This is a genomic window from Nocardia altamirensis NBRC 108246, from assembly GCF_001612685.1.
GTDB lineage: Bacteria > Actinomycetota > Actinomycetes > Mycobacteriales > Mycobacteriaceae > Nocardia > Nocardia altamirensis.
Map to the genome: position 1 here is coordinate 42409 of NZ_BDAY01000036.1, position 16186 is coordinate 58594.

Below are 16186 nucleotides of genomic sequence, written 5' to 3' on the forward strand. Positions count from 1 at the left end.
GAACAACCATGCCGGAATCGGCTCCGATGATCGTGGCTAGTCCTGACGATGCCGAGGACATCGCGCACCTGCGTAATCGGCTGGCTCAGTGGATGGTCGACAACGGCATCGGACAGTGGGTGCCCGGCGAGTATCCCAGCGCAGTGGTTGCCGAGGAGGCGGCGCGCGGCGAATGGTTCGTCTGGCGTGACGACTCGGGTGCGTTGCTCGCGGCGGTCCGCGTCATCTGGCGAGATCCGGAGTTCTGGGGCGCGGACGACGACACCGAAGCCGGCTACATCCACGGCCTGATGGTCGCGCCGGAGCAGCGCGGACGCGACCTCGGCGGACGCATCATCCAGTTCTGCGCCGACTACACCCTGGCCAACGGCATCACCGTGCAACGCCTCGACACCGCCGCCGACAACCAGGTGCTCCGAAAGTATTACGCGGCACAGGGTTTCACCGAACTCCGGGAAACACCACTGCCGCCCCAGTTCCACGGCACCACCCACGTCGTCCTGATGGAGAAGTCCCTGACGGACTAACCCACCACACTCACAACCATGTCCCAAGTCCACGATCGAACGGGACATCAGCGAGCAATTACTAGCGTGTCGCCACAGACATGCCCCGGACGCGCAAACGCCCAGCAGCGAACAGGACATGGCCCGGCCCTCTGGCCCATCACCGCAGCCACGTCCCAGACGCACGGACTTCCAGCGGCGAAGGGACACCAGGCGACGATCTCTGTCACTCGCAGCCATGCCCCAATGGCGAGCACGCCCCGCACCGAACGGGACATCAGCGAGGGATCGGCGGCGTGTCGCCGCAGCCATGTCCCGGGTGCGCAGACTTCCAGTGGCGAGCGGGACATGACCGAGAGGGCTTGATGCTTCGGCTGGTAGTGCTGCCGTCGACTGCCCGCTGAGCGGTGCCGATCAGGGCCGAGCTCGAGGATCAGGGGCGGAGGCGGGTGAGGACTTCGTCGTGGAGTAGGCCGTTGGTGGCGATGGCGTCGCCACCGTGCGGGCCGTCGGCGCCGGCGAGGGAGGTGAAGCGACCGCCTGCCTCGCGGACGAGGATGTCCAGTGCGGCCAGATCCCACAGGGAGACTTCGGGTTCGGTGGCGATGTCGACCGCGCCCTCGGCGAGCAGGCAGTAGGTGAAGAAGTCGCCGTAGCCGCGGACGCGCCAGACGTCGTCGGTGAGGGCGAGGAATTTCTCACGCAGCCCGCGCGCATGCCAGCCGGAGAGGCTGGAAAAGGCGAGGCTCGCGGCGGACAGTTCCTCGACGGCGGACACCGAGATCGGTTTCGGCGCTTCGGCATCGAAGCTTGTCCAGGCACCCGATCCGGCGGCAGCCCACCAACGCCGGGACAGCGCGGGCGCGCTCACCACACCGACCACCGGCACACCGTCTTCGAGCAAGGAGATCAACGTCGCCCAGATCGGCACCCGGCGCACGAAGTTCTTGGTGCCGTCGATCGGATCGATCACCCACTGCCGCCCGGTGAACTCGGCGTCACCGCCGAACTCCTCGCCCAGCACCGAATCGCCAGGCCGCTGCTCGGACAGCACCTGCCGGATCGCCTTCTCCACCGCAAGGTCGGCATCCGAGACCGGCGTCAGGTCCGGCTTCGCGTCCACCCGCAGATCGAGCGCGCCGAACCGCGCCCTGGTGATCGCATCGGCCTCATCGGCCAACCGCAGCGCAAGTTCGAGATCAGAGGAGTGCTCAGCCACGCCCCGCACCCTATCGGGTCCCGCCCACAGACCTTCCGCACGGTTCACAGCAGCTACAGAGTCTGTGCACCGTCAAGAAGGTCTGTGACTTCATGCCACCGAGACAGCTCGGGCCGCGGTCAATGCGTCGGCCCACCAGTGCAGTTGGTCGAGGAGGGCCTGGGCCGCCTCTGCGGGCTCGTCGGGTTCGCGCAGCTTGCCTTCCTCGTCGAACAGCAGGTAGTAGCGCGGGAACGAGACGTAGTTGCGGATGGTGTGTGCGTTGAGTTCGTTGAAGATCTGCCGCAGGTGCTCGATCGCGAGCAACCCGCCGCTCAGCCCGCTGTATCCGACGAATCCGATTGCCTTGCTGTCCCATTGGGTGAAATGCCAGTCGATCGCGGCCTTCAGCGCGGCGGGGACACTGCGGTTGTAGTCGGGTGTGACGATCACGAACGCATCGGCCTCGGACAGCTGCCGAGTGAGGTCCGTCATCCCGGCAGGCCGCTCGGGGTTCGGCTCGAGCGCAGGCGAGACGGCGGGCAATGCCAGTGGAATATCCGCATCGGCCAGATCGATGACGTCCACCTCGAACGCACCGTGATTCCTGGCGTGCTCGGTGAACCATTCCGCGACAACCGGTCCGAAACGTCCCTCCCGGACACTGCCGATGATCACCGCGAGTTTCAATGCCGACATTATTTCCTCCTCCACAGGTCCGGCGACCACCCTCGGTCGCCGCGACTCCCAATCTGCTGCGCGGCGCCACGGCTAGGAAGGCCGCCGTGAGAGTGGTAGTGGCAGGGACACCCTTTGCGGGCTCGCCCTTGTTACGTTCGAAGGGTGAGCGACAACGAGCTGGGCCTGTTCCTCCGCACGCGGCGCGAGGCGGTCACCCCGGCCCAGGTGGGGCTGCCCACCGGCACGCGCCGCCGGACCCCTGGCCTGCGCCGCGCGGAGTTGGCGACCTTGGCGGGCGTGAGCGTCGAGTATGTGACTCGCCTCGAACAAGGTCGCGACCGCCGACCGTCCCCGCAGGTGCTGTCCGCGCTCGCCGACGCACTGCGTCTGGCTCCCAGCGAACGAGTCCACCTGCACCGCCTCACCAAATCGGTCGACAGCGGTTTCACCTGCATGGGCGATGCCGTGCCGCCCAGGGAGGTGCGCCCCGCGGTCCGCGCCATCCTCGACCGACTGGAACCAGCGCCTGCGGTGATCGTGAACAGGCTCACCGAGGTCCTGGCCCACACCGACGGCTACCACCGGCTGATGGCACCGACCGGCCTTTTCGACAGCACCCCGGCGAATCTGGCCAGGCACGTGTTCACCGATGCCCGCGCCCGTACCGCCTACCCGGACTGGTCGCACCAGGCCGACCACCTGGTCGCCACCCTCAAGCAGGGCCCGTTCCGCAATGACGCGCACATCGCCGCGCTCGCCGACGAGCTCACCATCACCGCAGGCCCCGATTTCACCGACCGGGTCGACACCGTGCCGAGCCTCCCCACCGCCACCGGCATCACCCGCTTCACCCATCCCGAGGCAGGCCACCTGCGCTTGGCCTACGAAATCCTCGACCTCTCCGCCGACGACGACCAGCATCTGATCATCCACCTGCCTGCCGACGAACCCACCGCAACCGCCATCGACGCCCTGACCGGCCGCCGCCCCGGCGCCCTCCGCGCGGTGTAGGCCGCCCGCGCCGAACGAACACCCCACCGGCAGCGCACGTTTCACGTTCGCCTCCGCACCGCAGACCGACGGCAAGCACACCGCGAACCCATCTTCGGCACGCACGAGCGCGCTTCTCGACCACTGGACGGACATACCGATGGTTCGCCGCCGCCGAGTGGGAACTGGTGGCGGGGGCCTCTCGGGCGATGCCGCCACCAGTTCCCACTCAGCGATCGATGCGACCGGAGCGGCGGCGGAGTCTGAGCTGGAAGCCTGGGGTGGCGAAGAGGTTGCGTCCGAAGCCGCTCCGGTTGCGCGCGTTCCACGCCCCTGCACACAGCCCACCGACCGCACGGCCCACCGACAGCGGGGCGCCAGCTCGCGAACCCACCTCCGGCGCCCCGTGCACTACCAACACACCCCCTCAGACAGCCTCCCGGCCCTAATCATTCGACTCCGCGAGCGCACCTACGCCGACCCCGGACCCGAACGCGACTCTCTCGTAGCGAATCGGCAAGACCCGAATACACGGTGAGCCGGACTGGCTGCGCTCCCGACCTCCCGGTACCAGTAGGCTTGAGCATCGTGCATCCTGACGTTTCCGCTGATCTCGCCGAACTCGACGCCACCCTCAAGACGGTCGAATCGGTCCTCGACATCGAGGAGCTGCGCCGACGCATCGACGAGCTCGAGCACCAAGCCGCAGATCCCGATCTGTGGAACGACCAGGAGCACGCTCAGCAGGTGACCAGCGAGCTGTCGCACGCGCAGAGCGAGCTCGGCCGCGTCGAGAAGCTGCGCGAACGCCTCGACGACATGCCGGTGCTGTACGAGCTGGCCGAGGACGAAGAGGGCGACTCCCGGGTCTCCGCGCTCGCCGACGCCGACAGCGAACGGGCCGCGCTGCGCGCGGACGTAGAGGCCATGGAGGTCCGCACCCTGCTGTCGGGCGAGTACGACAAGCGCGACGCGCTGGTCAACATTCGCTCCGGCGCCGGTGGTGTGGACGCCGCCGACTGGGCCGAGATGCTGATGCGCATGTACATCCGCTGGGCCGACCGGCACAAGTACGCCGTCGAGGTCTACGACACGTCCTACGCCGAAGAGGCGGGCATCAAGAGCGCCACCTTCGCGGTGAAGGCGCCCTACGCCTACGGCACTCTTTCGGTGGAGATGGGCACGCACCGCCTGGTGCGGATCAGTCCGTTCGACAACCAGGGCCGCCGCCAGACGTCCTTCGCCGAGGTCGAGGTGTTGCCGGTGGTCGAGACCACCGACCACATCGAAATCCCCGACGGCGACATCAGGGTGGACGTGTACCGCTCGTCGGGTCCCGGCGGCCAGAGCGTCAACACCACGGACTCCGCGGTGCGCCTGACGCACATCCCGACCGGCATCGTCGTCACCTGTCAGAACGAGAAATCCCAACTGCAGAACAAGATTTCGGCGATGCGCGTACTGCAGGCGAAGCTGCTGGAGCGCAAGCGCCAGGAGGAACGCGCCGAGATGGACGCCCTCAAGACCAACGAGGGCGCGTCGTGGGGCAACCAGATGCGCTCCTACGTGCTGCACCCGTACCAGATGGTGAAGGATCTGCGCACCAACTACGAGGTCAACAACCCGTCGGCGGTGCTCGACGGCGATATCGACGGGTTCATCGAATCGGGTATCCGCTGGCGCATGCGGCAAGCCCAAGACGCGTAGCACCGGAGCAGGCGCGCGGATCGCCGTTGCGGCGCGCGCAACCGCCCACGGACGGGGCGGCTTGCGCGGAACGCGGGGAGATCCGGCGGTAACCTGTCTGGCGTGCGTCCAGTCGGTAGTTCAGTCGAGATGTTGACCATGTCACTCGCGTCGACCTCGGAGACCACGACCTGGCTACGTTCCAACGGCCTCGAGATCGTGCTCTACATTCTCGGTGCGGTGCTGTTCAGCCGCTTTGCCACGTTCCTCAGGGACCGCATCACCCGCAAGATCGACGAGGGTTTCCGCGGCGGCGACGCGTTGGTGCGGACCGAGGCGGCCAAGCACCGGCACGCGCTGGCGCAGGTGGTCACCTGGGTGATCTTGACCATCATCTATGTGCTGGTCGGCATCGAGGTCCTGCAGCGGCTCGGTTTCGCGATCACCGGCCTTGTCGCACCTGCCGCGGTGCTCGGCGCCGCGCTCGGTTTCGGCGCGCAGCGCATCGTTCAGGACATTCTGGCCGGGTTCTTCCTGATCACCGAGCGGCAGTACGGCTTCGGTGACGTAGTTCGCATCGCGGTGACTGGCTCAGCGGAGATGGCCGAGGGTACGGTCGAGGACGTCACGTTGCGGATCACCACACTGCGCAATTCGGACGGTGAAGTGATCATCGTGCCCAACGGTCAGATCGTGAAAGTCATGAATCTGTCGAAGGATTGGGCGCGGGCCGCGATCGACGTCCCGGTGGCCGCGACCGCCGACATCACCAGGGTCAACGAGATCCTGCACGAGGTCGGCACGAAGGCATACGAGGATCCACGGCTGAAACCGCTGCTCCTCGATGAGCCCTCTGTGATGGGCGTCGAAGACCTGACCGTTGACCAGATGAACATCCGAATGGTTGCCCGCACACTGCCAGGCAAACAATTCGAAGTCGGCCGCGAACTGCGGGTGCGGGTAGCCGCAGCGTTGCGCCGGGAGGGAATCAGTGAGACCACGTAGCACCATCTCGCTTCTGAAGGGATCCGCGCGAGCGCTGCGCTCGGAATCCGTGCGACCGAGCCGCTCCACCGCGATCCTGATGGCGACCTGGGTCGCCACGTTCGTGCTGTACCTGTTCGTCAAACCGGACCATCCGGTCATGGCAGTGACCGAACCCGGCCCGAACACCGTTCCCGCAGCGGTACTTCCGGCAACTCCGCCGCGCTGAGCGCACCCACCGTCGACCGGTCGTCACGTCGAGCGCACCCGCACTGCGGACTCTTTCGGCGTGACGTTCCGACGTTCACCCCCCTGGCCGCATCCGTCGACCTACCGTCCGGTGCACTCGCTGGATCGACCGCGCCGAACGCGCCGGACTTGCCGCGCCCCGACGATCAGCAACGCGGTGAACGCGGGATTGCTGGCTACACTGGCTCCCCGTGATCACCATGCGGAACGTCACCAAGTCGTACAAGACCTCGACGAGACCCGCGCTGGACAACATCACCGTCGATGTGGGCAAGGGCGAGTTCGTCTTCATCATCGGACCGTCCGGCTCGGGCAAGTCGACCTTCATGCGGCTGCTGCTCAAAGAGGAGAGCCCCACCGCCGGGCAGATCCAGGTCGCCGACTTCCGCGTGGACCGGCTACCGGGGCGCAAGGTGCCGAAGCTGCGCCAGCGGATGGGCTGCGTGTTCCAGGACTTCCGGCTGCTGCAGCAGAAGTCGGTGCACCAGAACGTCGCGTTCGCGCTGGAGGTGATCGGCAAGCGGCGCCAGTTCATCGACCGCACCGTGCCCGAGGTGCTCGACATGGTCGGGCTCGCAGGCAAAGCCGACCGACTACCGTCCGAGCTGTCCGGCGGTGAACAGCAGCGGGTTGCCATCGCCCGCGCGTTCGTGAACCGGCCGCTCGTGCTGCTTGCCGACGAACCGACCGGCAATCTCGACCCCGACACCAGCGGCGACATCATGATGCTGCTGGAGCGGATCAACCGGATCGGCACCACGGTGCTGATGGCCACGCACGACAACCACATCGTCGACGCCATGCGCAGGCGAGTCATCGAACTCGACCGCGGCCGCTTGGTGCGCGACGAGGCGACGGGCGTGTACGGGGTGGATCGCTGATGCGCGCGAGCTTCCTGTTCAGCGAGGTCTTCGCGGGCCTGCGCCGCAACGTCACGATGACCATCGCGATGATCCTGACCGTCGCGGTCTCGCTCACCATGCTCGGTGGCGGTCTGCTCGCGGTGCGGATCGCCGACAAGACCGAGCAGTACTTCCTGGACCGGCTCGAGGTGCGGCTCTACCTCACCGAAGACGTCTCGGCCAACGACCCTGACTGCTCGCGCGATCCGTGTAAGACGCTGATGGCGGACCTGAAGTCGACAAGGGATGTCGAATCCGTCCAGTACCTCAGCCGCGACGACGCCATCCGCGAGGCCAAGGAGAAGACGTTCAAGGACCAGCCCGAGCTGGCCAAGTACGTCAGCGAGACGCCGCTGCCCGCGTCGCTGCGAGTGAAGATGAAAGACGCGGCGCTGTATCCGCAGATCTACGAAAAGTTCTATCAGCGGCCAGGTGTCGGCATGGTGCGCAACGACAAGGACATCGTCGACCGGCTGGTCAGCCTGTTCGACGGGCTGCGCAACGCCGCGTTCGGTCTTGCCATCCTGCAGGCGTTCGCCGCGCTGCTGCTGATCGCGAACATGGTGCAGATCGCGGCGTTCACCCGCCGCACCGAGGTCGGCATCATGCGGCTGGTCGGCGCGACCCGCTGGTACACCCAGTTGCCGTTCCTCTTGGAGGCGGTGGTCGCCGCGCTGGCCGGTTCGCTCGTCGCCGTAGTCGGGTTGCTCATCGCGCGGCCGCTGGTGATCGACCGAGCGCTCGGAGATCTGTTCGCCAGCAAGGTCTTTCCGCGCATCACCGGCGACGACATCGCGATGGTCGCGTTGGTGATCGCACCCGTCGGCATCGTCTTCGCCGCCCTCACCGCATACGGAACGCTGCGCTACTACGTCCGCGAATAACAAGCGGCACAACGCAACCCGGGCCGGATCAGCACCTGCTGGTCCGGCCCGCGTCGTCTTCCCGGCTTCGTCACTCTCGCACCGCAATTCGGTGCTCCTCACCGCAATTCGGCGCACGAGTGGCACATGGCTGCGGCAACGTGCGAGAAGACCTCTCCGTGGTGTGCCACTGGTGAATCAGCCGAGGTGTTTGGCCTTGGGCCAGAGCTCCGACCACGGGCCACGGGGGTTGCGGCAGATGAAGAGGGGTTCGCCTTGTTCGTCGTTGTCGAGATCGAGGCCGTTGTCGAGTTGGCCTGCAGGCTGGATGTCGGTGAAGAAGCGAGCCAGGTAGTCGCGGTCCATGCCGACGGTGAGGTATTCGGTGGCGGTATCGCTCGGCGGACCCCACCACCAGTACGCATTGTGGCCGGAATGCGGTCTCGGCAAGTTGTAGGGTGCGCCGAACCGTTCGATCGCGCCGGCCTCGCCGTAGTTGGCGGTGAGGACGGCGACATTGTCGCCGAGTCGAGCGCGCACATCACCGATCTGACGGACGAAGTCCGGCCAGCCGATCGTTTCGCCCGCGTCGTAGTTGACCGCGAGGACCGGAGAGTCCTTCATGGTCGAGACCGGCAGTATCGGCAGGAACAGCACCGCACCGACGACCGCGTTCACCGCAACCACGAAACTCACTGCCGCCCAGCGAATTCGCCGCTGACCCAGCCAGGTCGCCAGCGGAACGGCACCGGCGGCAAGCAGAATCGGATACATCGCTCCGAGGTAGTACGCCTTACCGCCGGTGACGAGGAAGACCACGAACAGCAGCACGTAGGCCGCCGCGAAGGCTCGATAGCGTGCATCACGCGCCAGTCGCCACAGTCCGAACGCCCACAGCGGCACCAGCACTGCGCCCATCAGCCCGAATTGCAAGAGCACGAACATGATCGGCGAATCCGAGGTGCCGGAGGATCCGCCCGCGATCTCCTGGCTCATCTCCCACTGCGGCCAGCCGTTGCGTGCCTGCCACACCAGATTCGGCGCCCAGATCAGTGCGGCTATCCCGACGGCGATCGGAAAGTACTTGGTGGCGAACAACTTCCGCGGACCGAGCAGCAGCAGGCAGATCAGTAGCGCGAGCACCAGGAAGATCAGCAGCAGCTTGTTCTGCAAGCCGACGCCGACCACCACGCCGATCGGCACCCACCACCGCGGACCGCTCAACCACGCCGCCTCGTTGCGCGTTTGCCGCTCGCCTGCTGTCGCGGCAGCATCCGTCGGGCTGGGTGACGCGGCGACAGCTTCGCTCGGCGGATCAACAACGCCGATCTGCCGCATCAACTTCAGGACAAGCAGCGACACCACCGACCACACAGCCAGCTCAACCACGGCGGTGCTCAGCATGTGGCCCATCCCCATGACCATCGCGGCACTCGCCACCGTGGCGGCCGCCAGCGCCTGCGCCGCGCGCCCGCCGCCGAACTCGCGCGCCATCAGCCCGGCGCAGACCACGACGACGGTGGCCGCGACCAGCGCGGGGAGCCGCAGCAGGAATAACGAATCGGGATCGATTGCGCTCATCAGCTTGGCAAGCAGCGGCGTGAGCGGCGGTTGATCCGGGTAACCCCAGTCGAGGTGCCTGCCCGCGGCCAGAAAATACAGCTCATCCCGGTGATATCCGTATCGGGGTGTACATACTGCGAGGACAACGGCAAAGATCGCCGCAACAATGGGCACCGGCACAGCGTGGCACAAAAACAGCGGTGAGGGCGACATAAGCGGCAGCTCGACGCGGTTCTTACTCTGCAGTAAGATAGTCTTACTCAGGAGTAAGATAGCTGGGACAAGACCTCACCCCACCCACCCGAGAAAACAGGTGATGATGAGCACTCGAGACAGCGCAACGAAGCGACGTCCAGACACGTCCGCGGTCGGCCTGAACCACCCCAAGCGGGACTGGATGGGCGCGGCGATGCGGGTGATGACGACCCTCACCGGGTCGGAACTCGCCGAGAAGTACAACCTGCGCAAGCCGATCGAGCGCGTCACCTACGAGGGCACCAAGACCGGCTTCCGCACGCTCGGCGCGGCCACCCGCGCCTTCGCCAAGGTCACCGGCAACGGCCAGCCGAAGCGGCTCGCCCCCAACGAGGCCAAGACCAAGGACTTCTTCGACCTCACCCCCACCGACGAGCAGCAGATGATCGTCGAGACGGTGAAGGAATTCGCCGCCGAGATCCTGCGCCCCGCCGCCTACGACGCCGACGCCGCGGCCAAAGCGCCGCGCGACCTGCTCGAGCGCGCCGCCGAACTCGGCATCACCCTGATCAACGTCCCCGAGGAGCTCGAAGGCGCGGCCTCCGAGCGCGGTGCGGTCACCAATTCCCTTGTCGCCGAGGCGCTCGCGCACGGCGACATGGGCCTGGCGCTGCCGATCCTCGCACCGAGCGGTGTCGCGGTCGCGCTGTCCCAGTGGGGCACCGACGCACAGCAGAAGACCTACCTGCCCGCCTTCACCGGCGAGAACGTGCCGCAGGCCTCCGTGGTGATCAGCGAGCCGCGCGCCCTGTTCGACCCGTTCGCGTTGCAGACCAAGGCCGTTCGCTCGCCGAGCGGCTACCGGATCTCCGGCGTCAAAAGCCTGGTGCCCGCCGCCGCGGATGCCGAGCTGTTCCTGATCGCCGCCGAACTCGACGGCCGCCCAGCGCTTTTCATCGTCCCGTCGGACGCGCCCGGCCTGGTGGTCGAGGCCGACCCGAGCATGGGTCTGCGGGCCGCCGGCCTCGGCCGCCTGCTGCTGGACAACGTCGCCGTCGGCACCGACGCGATCCTCGGCGACGGTGACAGCAAGCAGCGCGCCGAGGACTACGCCGACGCGGTGCGCCTCGCCAGGCTCGGGTGGGCCTCGCTGGCGGTCGGCACCGGACAGTCGGTGCTGGACTACGTGATTCCGTATGTGAACGAGCGGGAAGCGTTCGGCGAGCCGATCTCCCACCGCCAGGCGGTCGCCTTCATGGTCGCCAACATCGCGATCGAGCTCGACGGCCTGCGGCTGGTCACCCTGCGTGGCGCCTCGCGCGCGGAGCAGGGCCTTTCCTTCGCCCGTGAGGCGTCGCTGGCCCGCAAGCTGGCCACGGACAAGGGCATGCAGATCGGCCTCGACGGCGTGCAGCTGCTCGGCGGCCACGGCTTCACCAAGGAACACCCGGTCGAGCGCTGGTACCGCGATCTGCGGGCCATCGGCGTCGCCGAAGGTGTCGTGCTCATCTAGTCGACCCGTTCCTTACTTCAGGAGACCACCACCATGATCAACCTCGAACTCCCCAAGAAGCTGCGGGCCAGCGCCAACCAGGCCCACCAGGTCGCCACCGAGATCTTCCGTCCGATCTCGCGCAAGTACGACCTCGCCGAGCACGAATATCCCGTCGAGCTGGACACCATGGCCGCCATGGTCGAAGGGCTCGCCGACTCCGGCACCCAGAAGATCGGCGGCGCCGCCGGTGGCCGTGAAGACGACAGCGAGTCCGACGGGCACGCCACCGAGCTGCTCGGAAACAGCAACGGCGGCAACATGTCCGCATTGCTGAATGCCTTGGAGACCTCATGGGGCGACGTCGGCCTGATGCTCTCGATCCCCTACCAGGGTCTCGGCAACGCGGCCATCGCGGCCGTCGCCACCGACGAGCAACTGAAGCGGTTCGGCAAGGTGTGGGCCTCGATGGCGATCACCGAGCCGTCGTTCGGTTCCGACTCCGCCGCCGTCACCACCACCGCCGTGCTCGACGGCGACGAGTGGGTCCTCAACGGCGAGAAGATCTTCGTGACCGCAGGCCAGCGGTCCACCCACATCGTGGTGTGGGCATCGGTCGACAAGAGCCTCGGCCGCGCGGCGATCAAGTCGTTCGTCGTGCCCCGCGAGGCTCCGGGTCTCTCGGTGGCCAGGCTGGAGCACAAGCTCGGCATCAAGGCCTCCGACACCGCCGTGCTGCTGCTGCAGGACTGCCGGATTCCGAAGGACAACATCCTCGGTAGCCCGGAAGTCAACGTGGAGAAGGGTTTTGCCGGGGTCATGCAGACCTTCGACAACACCCGCCCGATGGTCGCCGCGATGGCGGTCGGTGTTGCCCGCGCCGCGCTCGAGGAGCTGCGCGCCATCCTGACCGACGCCGGTGTCGAGATCTCCTACGACACCCCGCCGAACAACCAGCACGCCGCGGCCGCCGAATTCCTGCGCATGGAAGCCGATTACGAGTCCGCCTACCTGTTGTCGCTGCGCGCCGCGTGGATGGCCGACAACAAGAAGCCGAACTCGCTCGAGGCCTCCATGTCCAAGGCGAAGGCCGGCCGCACCGGCACCGACGTCTCCCTCAAGGCCGTCGAGCTCGCAGGCGCCATCGGCTACTCCCAGCGCACCCTGCTCGAAAAGTGGGGCCGCGACTCGAAGATCCTCGACATCTTCGAAGGCACCCAGCAGATCCAGCAGCTCATCGTGGCTCGCCGGGTGCTCGGCAAGACCAGCGCCGAGCTGAAATAAGCTGTAGCGCAACGAAAACCGGTGCGGGTCTGTTTCATGACCCGCACCGGTTTTTTGTTGTCCATCTCGATGTGCAACTGAAATCATGTCCTGCTGGGCCGTCCTCGGCCGACATCCGCTGAAAGATAATGGGCGCAAATGAAAACCGGTGCGAGCCGCGTGGGCGTCGCACCGGTTCTCTGGTGTCGGTTGTCGGCTCGACTACCGCTGATTCGGTTGTCGGTTGTCGGCTCGACTACCGCTGAGTTATCGGGGGCAGTTGGGCGCTACCGGGTCATCGGAGCCGGTGTCGAGGTAGGCGTCGCTGATCCACTTGCCGTTGTCGAGCTTGTTCCACACGGGGGTCGAGCCCCAGCCGCGGACCCATTCGCCGCGCACGGTGCACACGATCTTGACGGCGTCGCCGTCACGGAGCTGGCCAACGACCGAAGTCTGGCGACTCGGTCCGGAGCGAAGGTTGACGCCACGGCGACGGTCGGGATGGGGTCGGACGGTGCCGCTGGCCAGAGTCGGGTCCGGTTTCGGATCAGGCTTCGGTGTCGGCTTCGGGTCCGGCTTGGGGTCTGGCTTCGGCGTCGGCTTCGGGTCCGGCTTGGGATCCGGCTTCGGCGTCGGCTTGGGATCCGGTTTCGGGTCCGGCTTCGGTCCCGGGTCGGGGTTGGGGGCGTCGCCGCTGCCGTGGTTGACCAGACGACCGCCGACGCCTACGCGCTGGCCGTTGCGTTCGGCGTAACCACCGTAGGGGTTGCCGCCTTCCCGGAATGTCCAGCCGCCGATGCTGACTCCGTTCACGGGCACCTGCACGCTGCCCTTGAACAGCGCCATGTGGACGTGCGCACCGCTCGCGCTGCCGCCGCAGGGCAGCTGCGTGCCGATGTGGCCGAGGTACGTGCCTGCCGCGATCTCGGTGCCGTCTTTGACGTTGATCAGGTTCGTCATGTGGTAGTACGAGGTGGTGTAGCCGTTGGGATGCACCACCTTCACTTCGGCGCTGCCGTTGCGCACGCAGGTCTTGTAGACGCGCCCCCCGCCCGCCGACAGCACTCGGCCGTCGCCACCGTTGAAGTCCACCGAGTTGAACGGCCTGCTGCTACCGGAATTGCCGTGCGGGCCGCCGCCCATGAACCAGGCTTCGCCCTGCTTCCACGGCAGCGAAAGTCCGCTGCCTGCTTGACGAGTCGGCGCGGGCGGCGCGGTGAGAGTTTCCTTCTCTCCCCTGCTCACCACCGATTCGGGCGCCTGCTGAACCAGGCCTTTGAACTCTTCGGTGCCTTGCAGCGCGACCTGCCACTTCTTGCCACCGATGCGCTTAGCCACGTACAGGGTCGACACCGGCGATTCTTTGCCATGCGGTTCTTTGCTATGCGGTGTCTTCTCGGTCTTTTCGCCCCGCGACAGCGCCTTGCCACCCGGAGTTCCCTTGCCGCGCAGCCATTCTCCGTCACTGGACCAGTCGTCGTCGGACCACTCGTCGCCGAACCAGTCCTCGTCAGTCGGCGCTTCCTCGCTGTCCGGGTCTTCTTCGCTGTCCGGCGCTTCCTCGTCACCGGGCAGCTCGCCATCGGGTGATATCGTGTCGCTCGGCGGCTGATCACCCGGCTCCTCCTTGCCCGGCTCCGCATGGTCCTCCGGCACCTCGTCGTCCGGCTGCTTCTCTTCTTCCGACGGTTCCTCTTCGTCCAACGGAACGGTCGCCCCGCCGAACACCCAGTCACCGTCGCTACGCAACCGCTCGACGACCGGTGCGGGATCCGCTTCGGTGACACCGAGTTCCCGCTTCTCCGTAATCGTTGTCTCGATCGCATCGTCGAGCCCATCGGACCTCGGGGCGGCGATTACCGGGCTGATGGCCGTGGTCCAACCGATCGCGATGGCGGAGCCGACCACCAGGGCGGCGGCGAGATAGCGCCGCCGTCCGAACACACGCATATCCAAATCCATTCCGTTGTCACTTCATCAGGTAACTATCGATCGACGAAAAACGCAGCCGCGGAAGTGAAATCGGGCCAGCACAGTGCACGCGCTTCCCCGTCATCGATAACCATCGGAATTCGCCTCGATCAATTCACGAGCAACCATAGAGTCGTCGGCCGTGATCTCCTAGTGATCTAAGGAGGGCTTGAGAAGCGTTAAGTGTGAGGTCGATTCAGCGTCGACGCAGGAATTCGCGTGACCGGAGGTCACGGAAAGCCTTGTGTCACCGCACATCGCAGGACAGGCGTGTAGGCATCGCCGCAGCACCTGGCACCACACGGACCGGACGGGGACTGCGGTTCAAGACTCGCCACGGTCTCCGGTTCTGTGCGGGTTGGGTACCTTCAGCGGTCGATGTCACGTACTATTGAGTGGTCACGTGAGTGATGCTGGGCGGTGGGACGCCGGTGCAACGACGCCCCACCTGATGGGTCTCTTACCTAGCCCTTAACCAGCGGACCAGTATGAGTGCCCCGGCGGCCACGGCAGCAGTTGTCAAGATGATGCCGTAGTCGACCGGGGCCTCCCACTTTTTCCGGCGATGTTTGGCCATTCCCCATCACCTCCTTCCTGGGCGCGATGTCTGGACCGTGTCCATCGCCCCTCGGAAGGAAGTGCGCTCACAATACACTGAGCCACCAACAACTTTCGGCCCCGTGCACAATCTCCAGCGAATGTATCTATTCCACTTTTTGGAACGTTCCAATACGAACGTTCCAATAGGAACATTCCAGTTCTTGGCGCGCTCCAATCCGACCCAACTGGCCGCTCGATGGCGTGTGCAGCGAAGCGCAGACGCAACCAACCGGGATAGTGGAGCGCGTCGGTCATCGCGGGCTCTCGTAACACCCCACGTTTCCCCACCGACAAATTTAGGATCGTATTCTCTCGAGCTGTACCAGAGACCTAACCGCAAGGAGATCAGGTTATGGAACGACCGAGTTTGACACGTCGCTTCGCCACTGTTTTCGCCGCTTCGGCGGTCGTAGCGGGCGTATTCGCCGGAAATGCAGGGGCCGAGCCCGTCGCCGTTGATTGGGCCGCCGCCGCGCAGCAGCTACGCACGGCAGCCGCCGGAAACCCGCAGGCTGAGCAGGCGGTTGACCGACTGGTAGCCTCCGGCCAGCTGAACCAGGCCGCACAGGTGGCCCTGCCCGCGCAACCGTTCCAGATTCCGGCCCAGTCGGATATCGGACGCGGCGACGGACCGGGCGTCTACGGCTCCGGCATCGCCCTCGGCGTCGATGGATTCCGTTTCGGATTCTTCGGCGGACCCGGCACCATTGCCCCCAATCAAGCAGGCGCCAAACTCGAAGTGCTGTGGATCAATCTGTCCAATGGCCGCAGCGGAACCGAAGTGCTCTTCGAGCATCAAGACATTCCGGTGGACACCACCATTCGCACCCGCCCGCTCGACACCGGCGGTGGCCTGATCGTCGCCGCCGTCTACGGCAGCCTGTGGCACCGCTGGTCGGTTCCGGTGAGCGACGCGAACCCGGACGGCTTCCAGTACCAGCGCGGCACGATCTCGCAACCCTCGTTCGGCGCCGTCTACAACTGATCAACCGCCACAACGGCCCCCGCGTCGGGGGCCGTTGTGACATCGGCAGGCAGCCGAT

At 66.1% G+C, this 16186-nt stretch carries 14 protein-coding genes; 10 read left to right on the forward strand and 4 right to left on the reverse strand.

What is annotated here, in order from left to right; translation table 11 throughout:
- The first annotated feature begins 8 nt into the window (after positions 1-8).
- The gene (locus tag NA11_RS19880; protein ID WP_245745993.1) at positions 9-527 is read left to right on the forward strand and encodes a GNAT family N-acetyltransferase; all 519 of its coding nucleotides are present in this window, start codon (positions 9-11) and stop codon (positions 525-527) included.
- Positions 528-939: 412 nt separating this feature from the next.
- On the opposite strand, the gene hisN is transcribed toward NA11_RS19880, so the two are convergent.
- Positions 940-1725 (reverse strand): histidinol-phosphatase, encoded by a 786-nt coding sequence (gene hisN / locus NA11_RS19885; protein WP_069163447.1) that lies wholly within the window; start codon positions 1723-1725, stop codon positions 940-942.
- 90 nt (positions 1726-1815) lie between these two features.
- On the reverse strand, positions 1816-2403 hold the full coding sequence (locus NA11_RS19890) for an NADPH-dependent FMN reductase (protein ID WP_069163448.1): 588 nt from the start codon (positions 2401-2403) through the stop codon (positions 1816-1818).
- Positions 2404-2547: 144 nt separating this feature from the next.
- Between NA11_RS19890 and NA11_RS19895 the strand changes: the two genes are divergently transcribed.
- The 6 genes from NA11_RS19895 to ftsX all read left to right on the forward strand — a co-directional run bounded on the left by NA11_RS19895 (position 2548) and on the right by ftsX (position 8080).
- Entirely contained in the window at positions 2548-3396 is an 849-nt protein-coding gene (locus tag NA11_RS19895; protein WP_069163449.1) for a helix-turn-helix transcriptional regulator, read from the forward strand.
- 567 nt (positions 3397-3963) lie between these two features.
- On the forward strand, positions 3964-5082 hold the full coding sequence (gene prfB / locus NA11_RS19900; protein WP_069163496.1) for a peptide chain release factor 2: 1119 nt from the start codon (positions 3964-3966) through the stop codon (positions 5080-5082).
- Positions 5083-5220: 138 nt separating this feature from the next.
- Entirely contained in the window at positions 5221-6066 is an 846-nt protein-coding gene (locus NA11_RS19905) for a mechanosensitive ion channel family protein (protein WP_069163497.1), read from the forward strand.
- A 49-nt stretch (positions 6067-6115) separates the two neighbouring features.
- Positions 6116-6274: an Rv3103c transmembrane domain-containing protein gene (locus NA11_RS45710; protein WP_167837682.1), complete on the forward strand. Its 159-nt coding sequence runs from the start codon at positions 6116-6118 to the stop codon at positions 6272-6274.
- A 220-nt stretch (positions 6275-6494) separates the two neighbouring features.
- A complete protein-coding gene (ftsE, locus tag NA11_RS19910) occupies positions 6495-7175 on the forward strand; it encodes a cell division ATP-binding protein FtsE (RefSeq protein ID WP_439957084.1) in 681 nt (226 codons plus the stop codon).
- A complete protein-coding gene (ftsX, locus tag NA11_RS19915; protein ID WP_069163451.1) occupies positions 7175-8080 on the forward strand; it encodes a permease-like cell division protein FtsX in 906 nt (301 codons plus the stop codon). The genes ftsE and ftsX overlap by 1 nt, the downstream gene beginning before the upstream one ends.
- A 177-nt stretch (positions 8081-8257) precedes the next feature.
- On the opposite strand, the gene NA11_RS19920 is transcribed toward ftsX, so the two are convergent.
- Complete coding sequence (locus tag NA11_RS19920) at positions 8258-9796, reverse strand: glycosyltransferase family 39 protein (protein WP_245745995.1); 1539 nt, start codon at positions 9794-9796, stop codon at positions 8258-8260.
- Between the two features lie 139 nt (positions 9797-9935).
- Between NA11_RS19920 and NA11_RS19925 the strand changes: the two genes are divergently transcribed.
- Together NA11_RS19925 and NA11_RS19930 are read left to right on the forward strand one after the other, a co-directional pair.
- Positions 9936-11330, forward strand: a complete 1395-nt coding sequence (locus tag NA11_RS19925) for an acyl-CoA dehydrogenase family protein (RefSeq protein WP_393444546.1) — start codon at positions 9936-9938, stop codon at positions 11328-11330.
- Positions 11331-11363: 33 nt separating this feature from the next.
- Entirely contained in the window at positions 11364-12593 is a 1230-nt protein-coding gene (locus NA11_RS19930) for an acyl-CoA dehydrogenase family protein (RefSeq protein WP_069163453.1), read from the forward strand.
- A 246-nt stretch (positions 12594-12839) separates the two neighbouring features.
- Here the strand turns inward: NA11_RS19930 and NA11_RS45715 are convergent, their stop codons facing one another.
- Positions 12840-14522: a peptidoglycan DD-metalloendopeptidase family protein gene (locus NA11_RS45715; protein WP_167837684.1), complete on the reverse strand. Its 1683-nt coding sequence runs from the start codon at positions 14520-14522 to the stop codon at positions 12840-12842.
- 973 nt (positions 14523-15495) lie between these two features.
- Here NA11_RS45715 and NA11_RS19940 point away from each other — a divergent pair.
- A complete protein-coding gene (locus NA11_RS19940; RefSeq protein WP_069163455.1) occupies positions 15496-16128 on the forward strand; it encodes a hypothetical protein in 633 nt (210 codons plus the stop codon).
- Positions 16129-16186: the final 58 nt, after the last annotated feature.

Bases quoted from the DNA above. Each gene is read 5' to 3' on its own strand.
- NA11_RS19880 (WP_245745993.1), top strand. From the start codon at position 9: ATGCCGGAATCGGCTCCGATGATCGTGGCTAGTCCTGACGATGCCGAG.
- NA11_RS19890 (WP_069163448.1), bottom strand. From the start codon at position 2,403: ATGTCGGCATTGAAACTCGCGGTGATCATCGGCAGTGTCCGGGAGGGA.
- NA11_RS19905 (WP_069163497.1), top strand. From the start codon at position 5,221: ATGTCACTCGCGTCGACCTCGGAGACCACGACCTGGCTACGTTCCAAC.
- ftsE (WP_439957084.1), top strand. From the start codon at position 6,495: ATGCGGAACGTCACCAAGTCGTACAAGACCTCGACGAGACCCGCGCTG.
- ftsX (WP_069163451.1), top strand. From the start codon at position 7,175: ATGCGCGCGAGCTTCCTGTTCAGCGAGGTCTTCGCGGGCCTGCGCCGC.
- NA11_RS19930 (WP_069163453.1), top strand. From the start codon at position 11,364: ATGATCAACCTCGAACTCCCCAAGAAGCTGCGGGCCAGCGCCAACCAG.
- NA11_RS45715 (WP_167837684.1), bottom strand. From the start codon at position 14,522: ATGCGTGTGTTCGGACGGCGGCGCTATCTCGCCGCCGCCCTGGTGGTC.
- NA11_RS19940 (WP_069163455.1), top strand. From the start codon at position 15,496: ATGGAACGACCGAGTTTGACACGTCGCTTCGCCACTGTTTTCGCCGCT.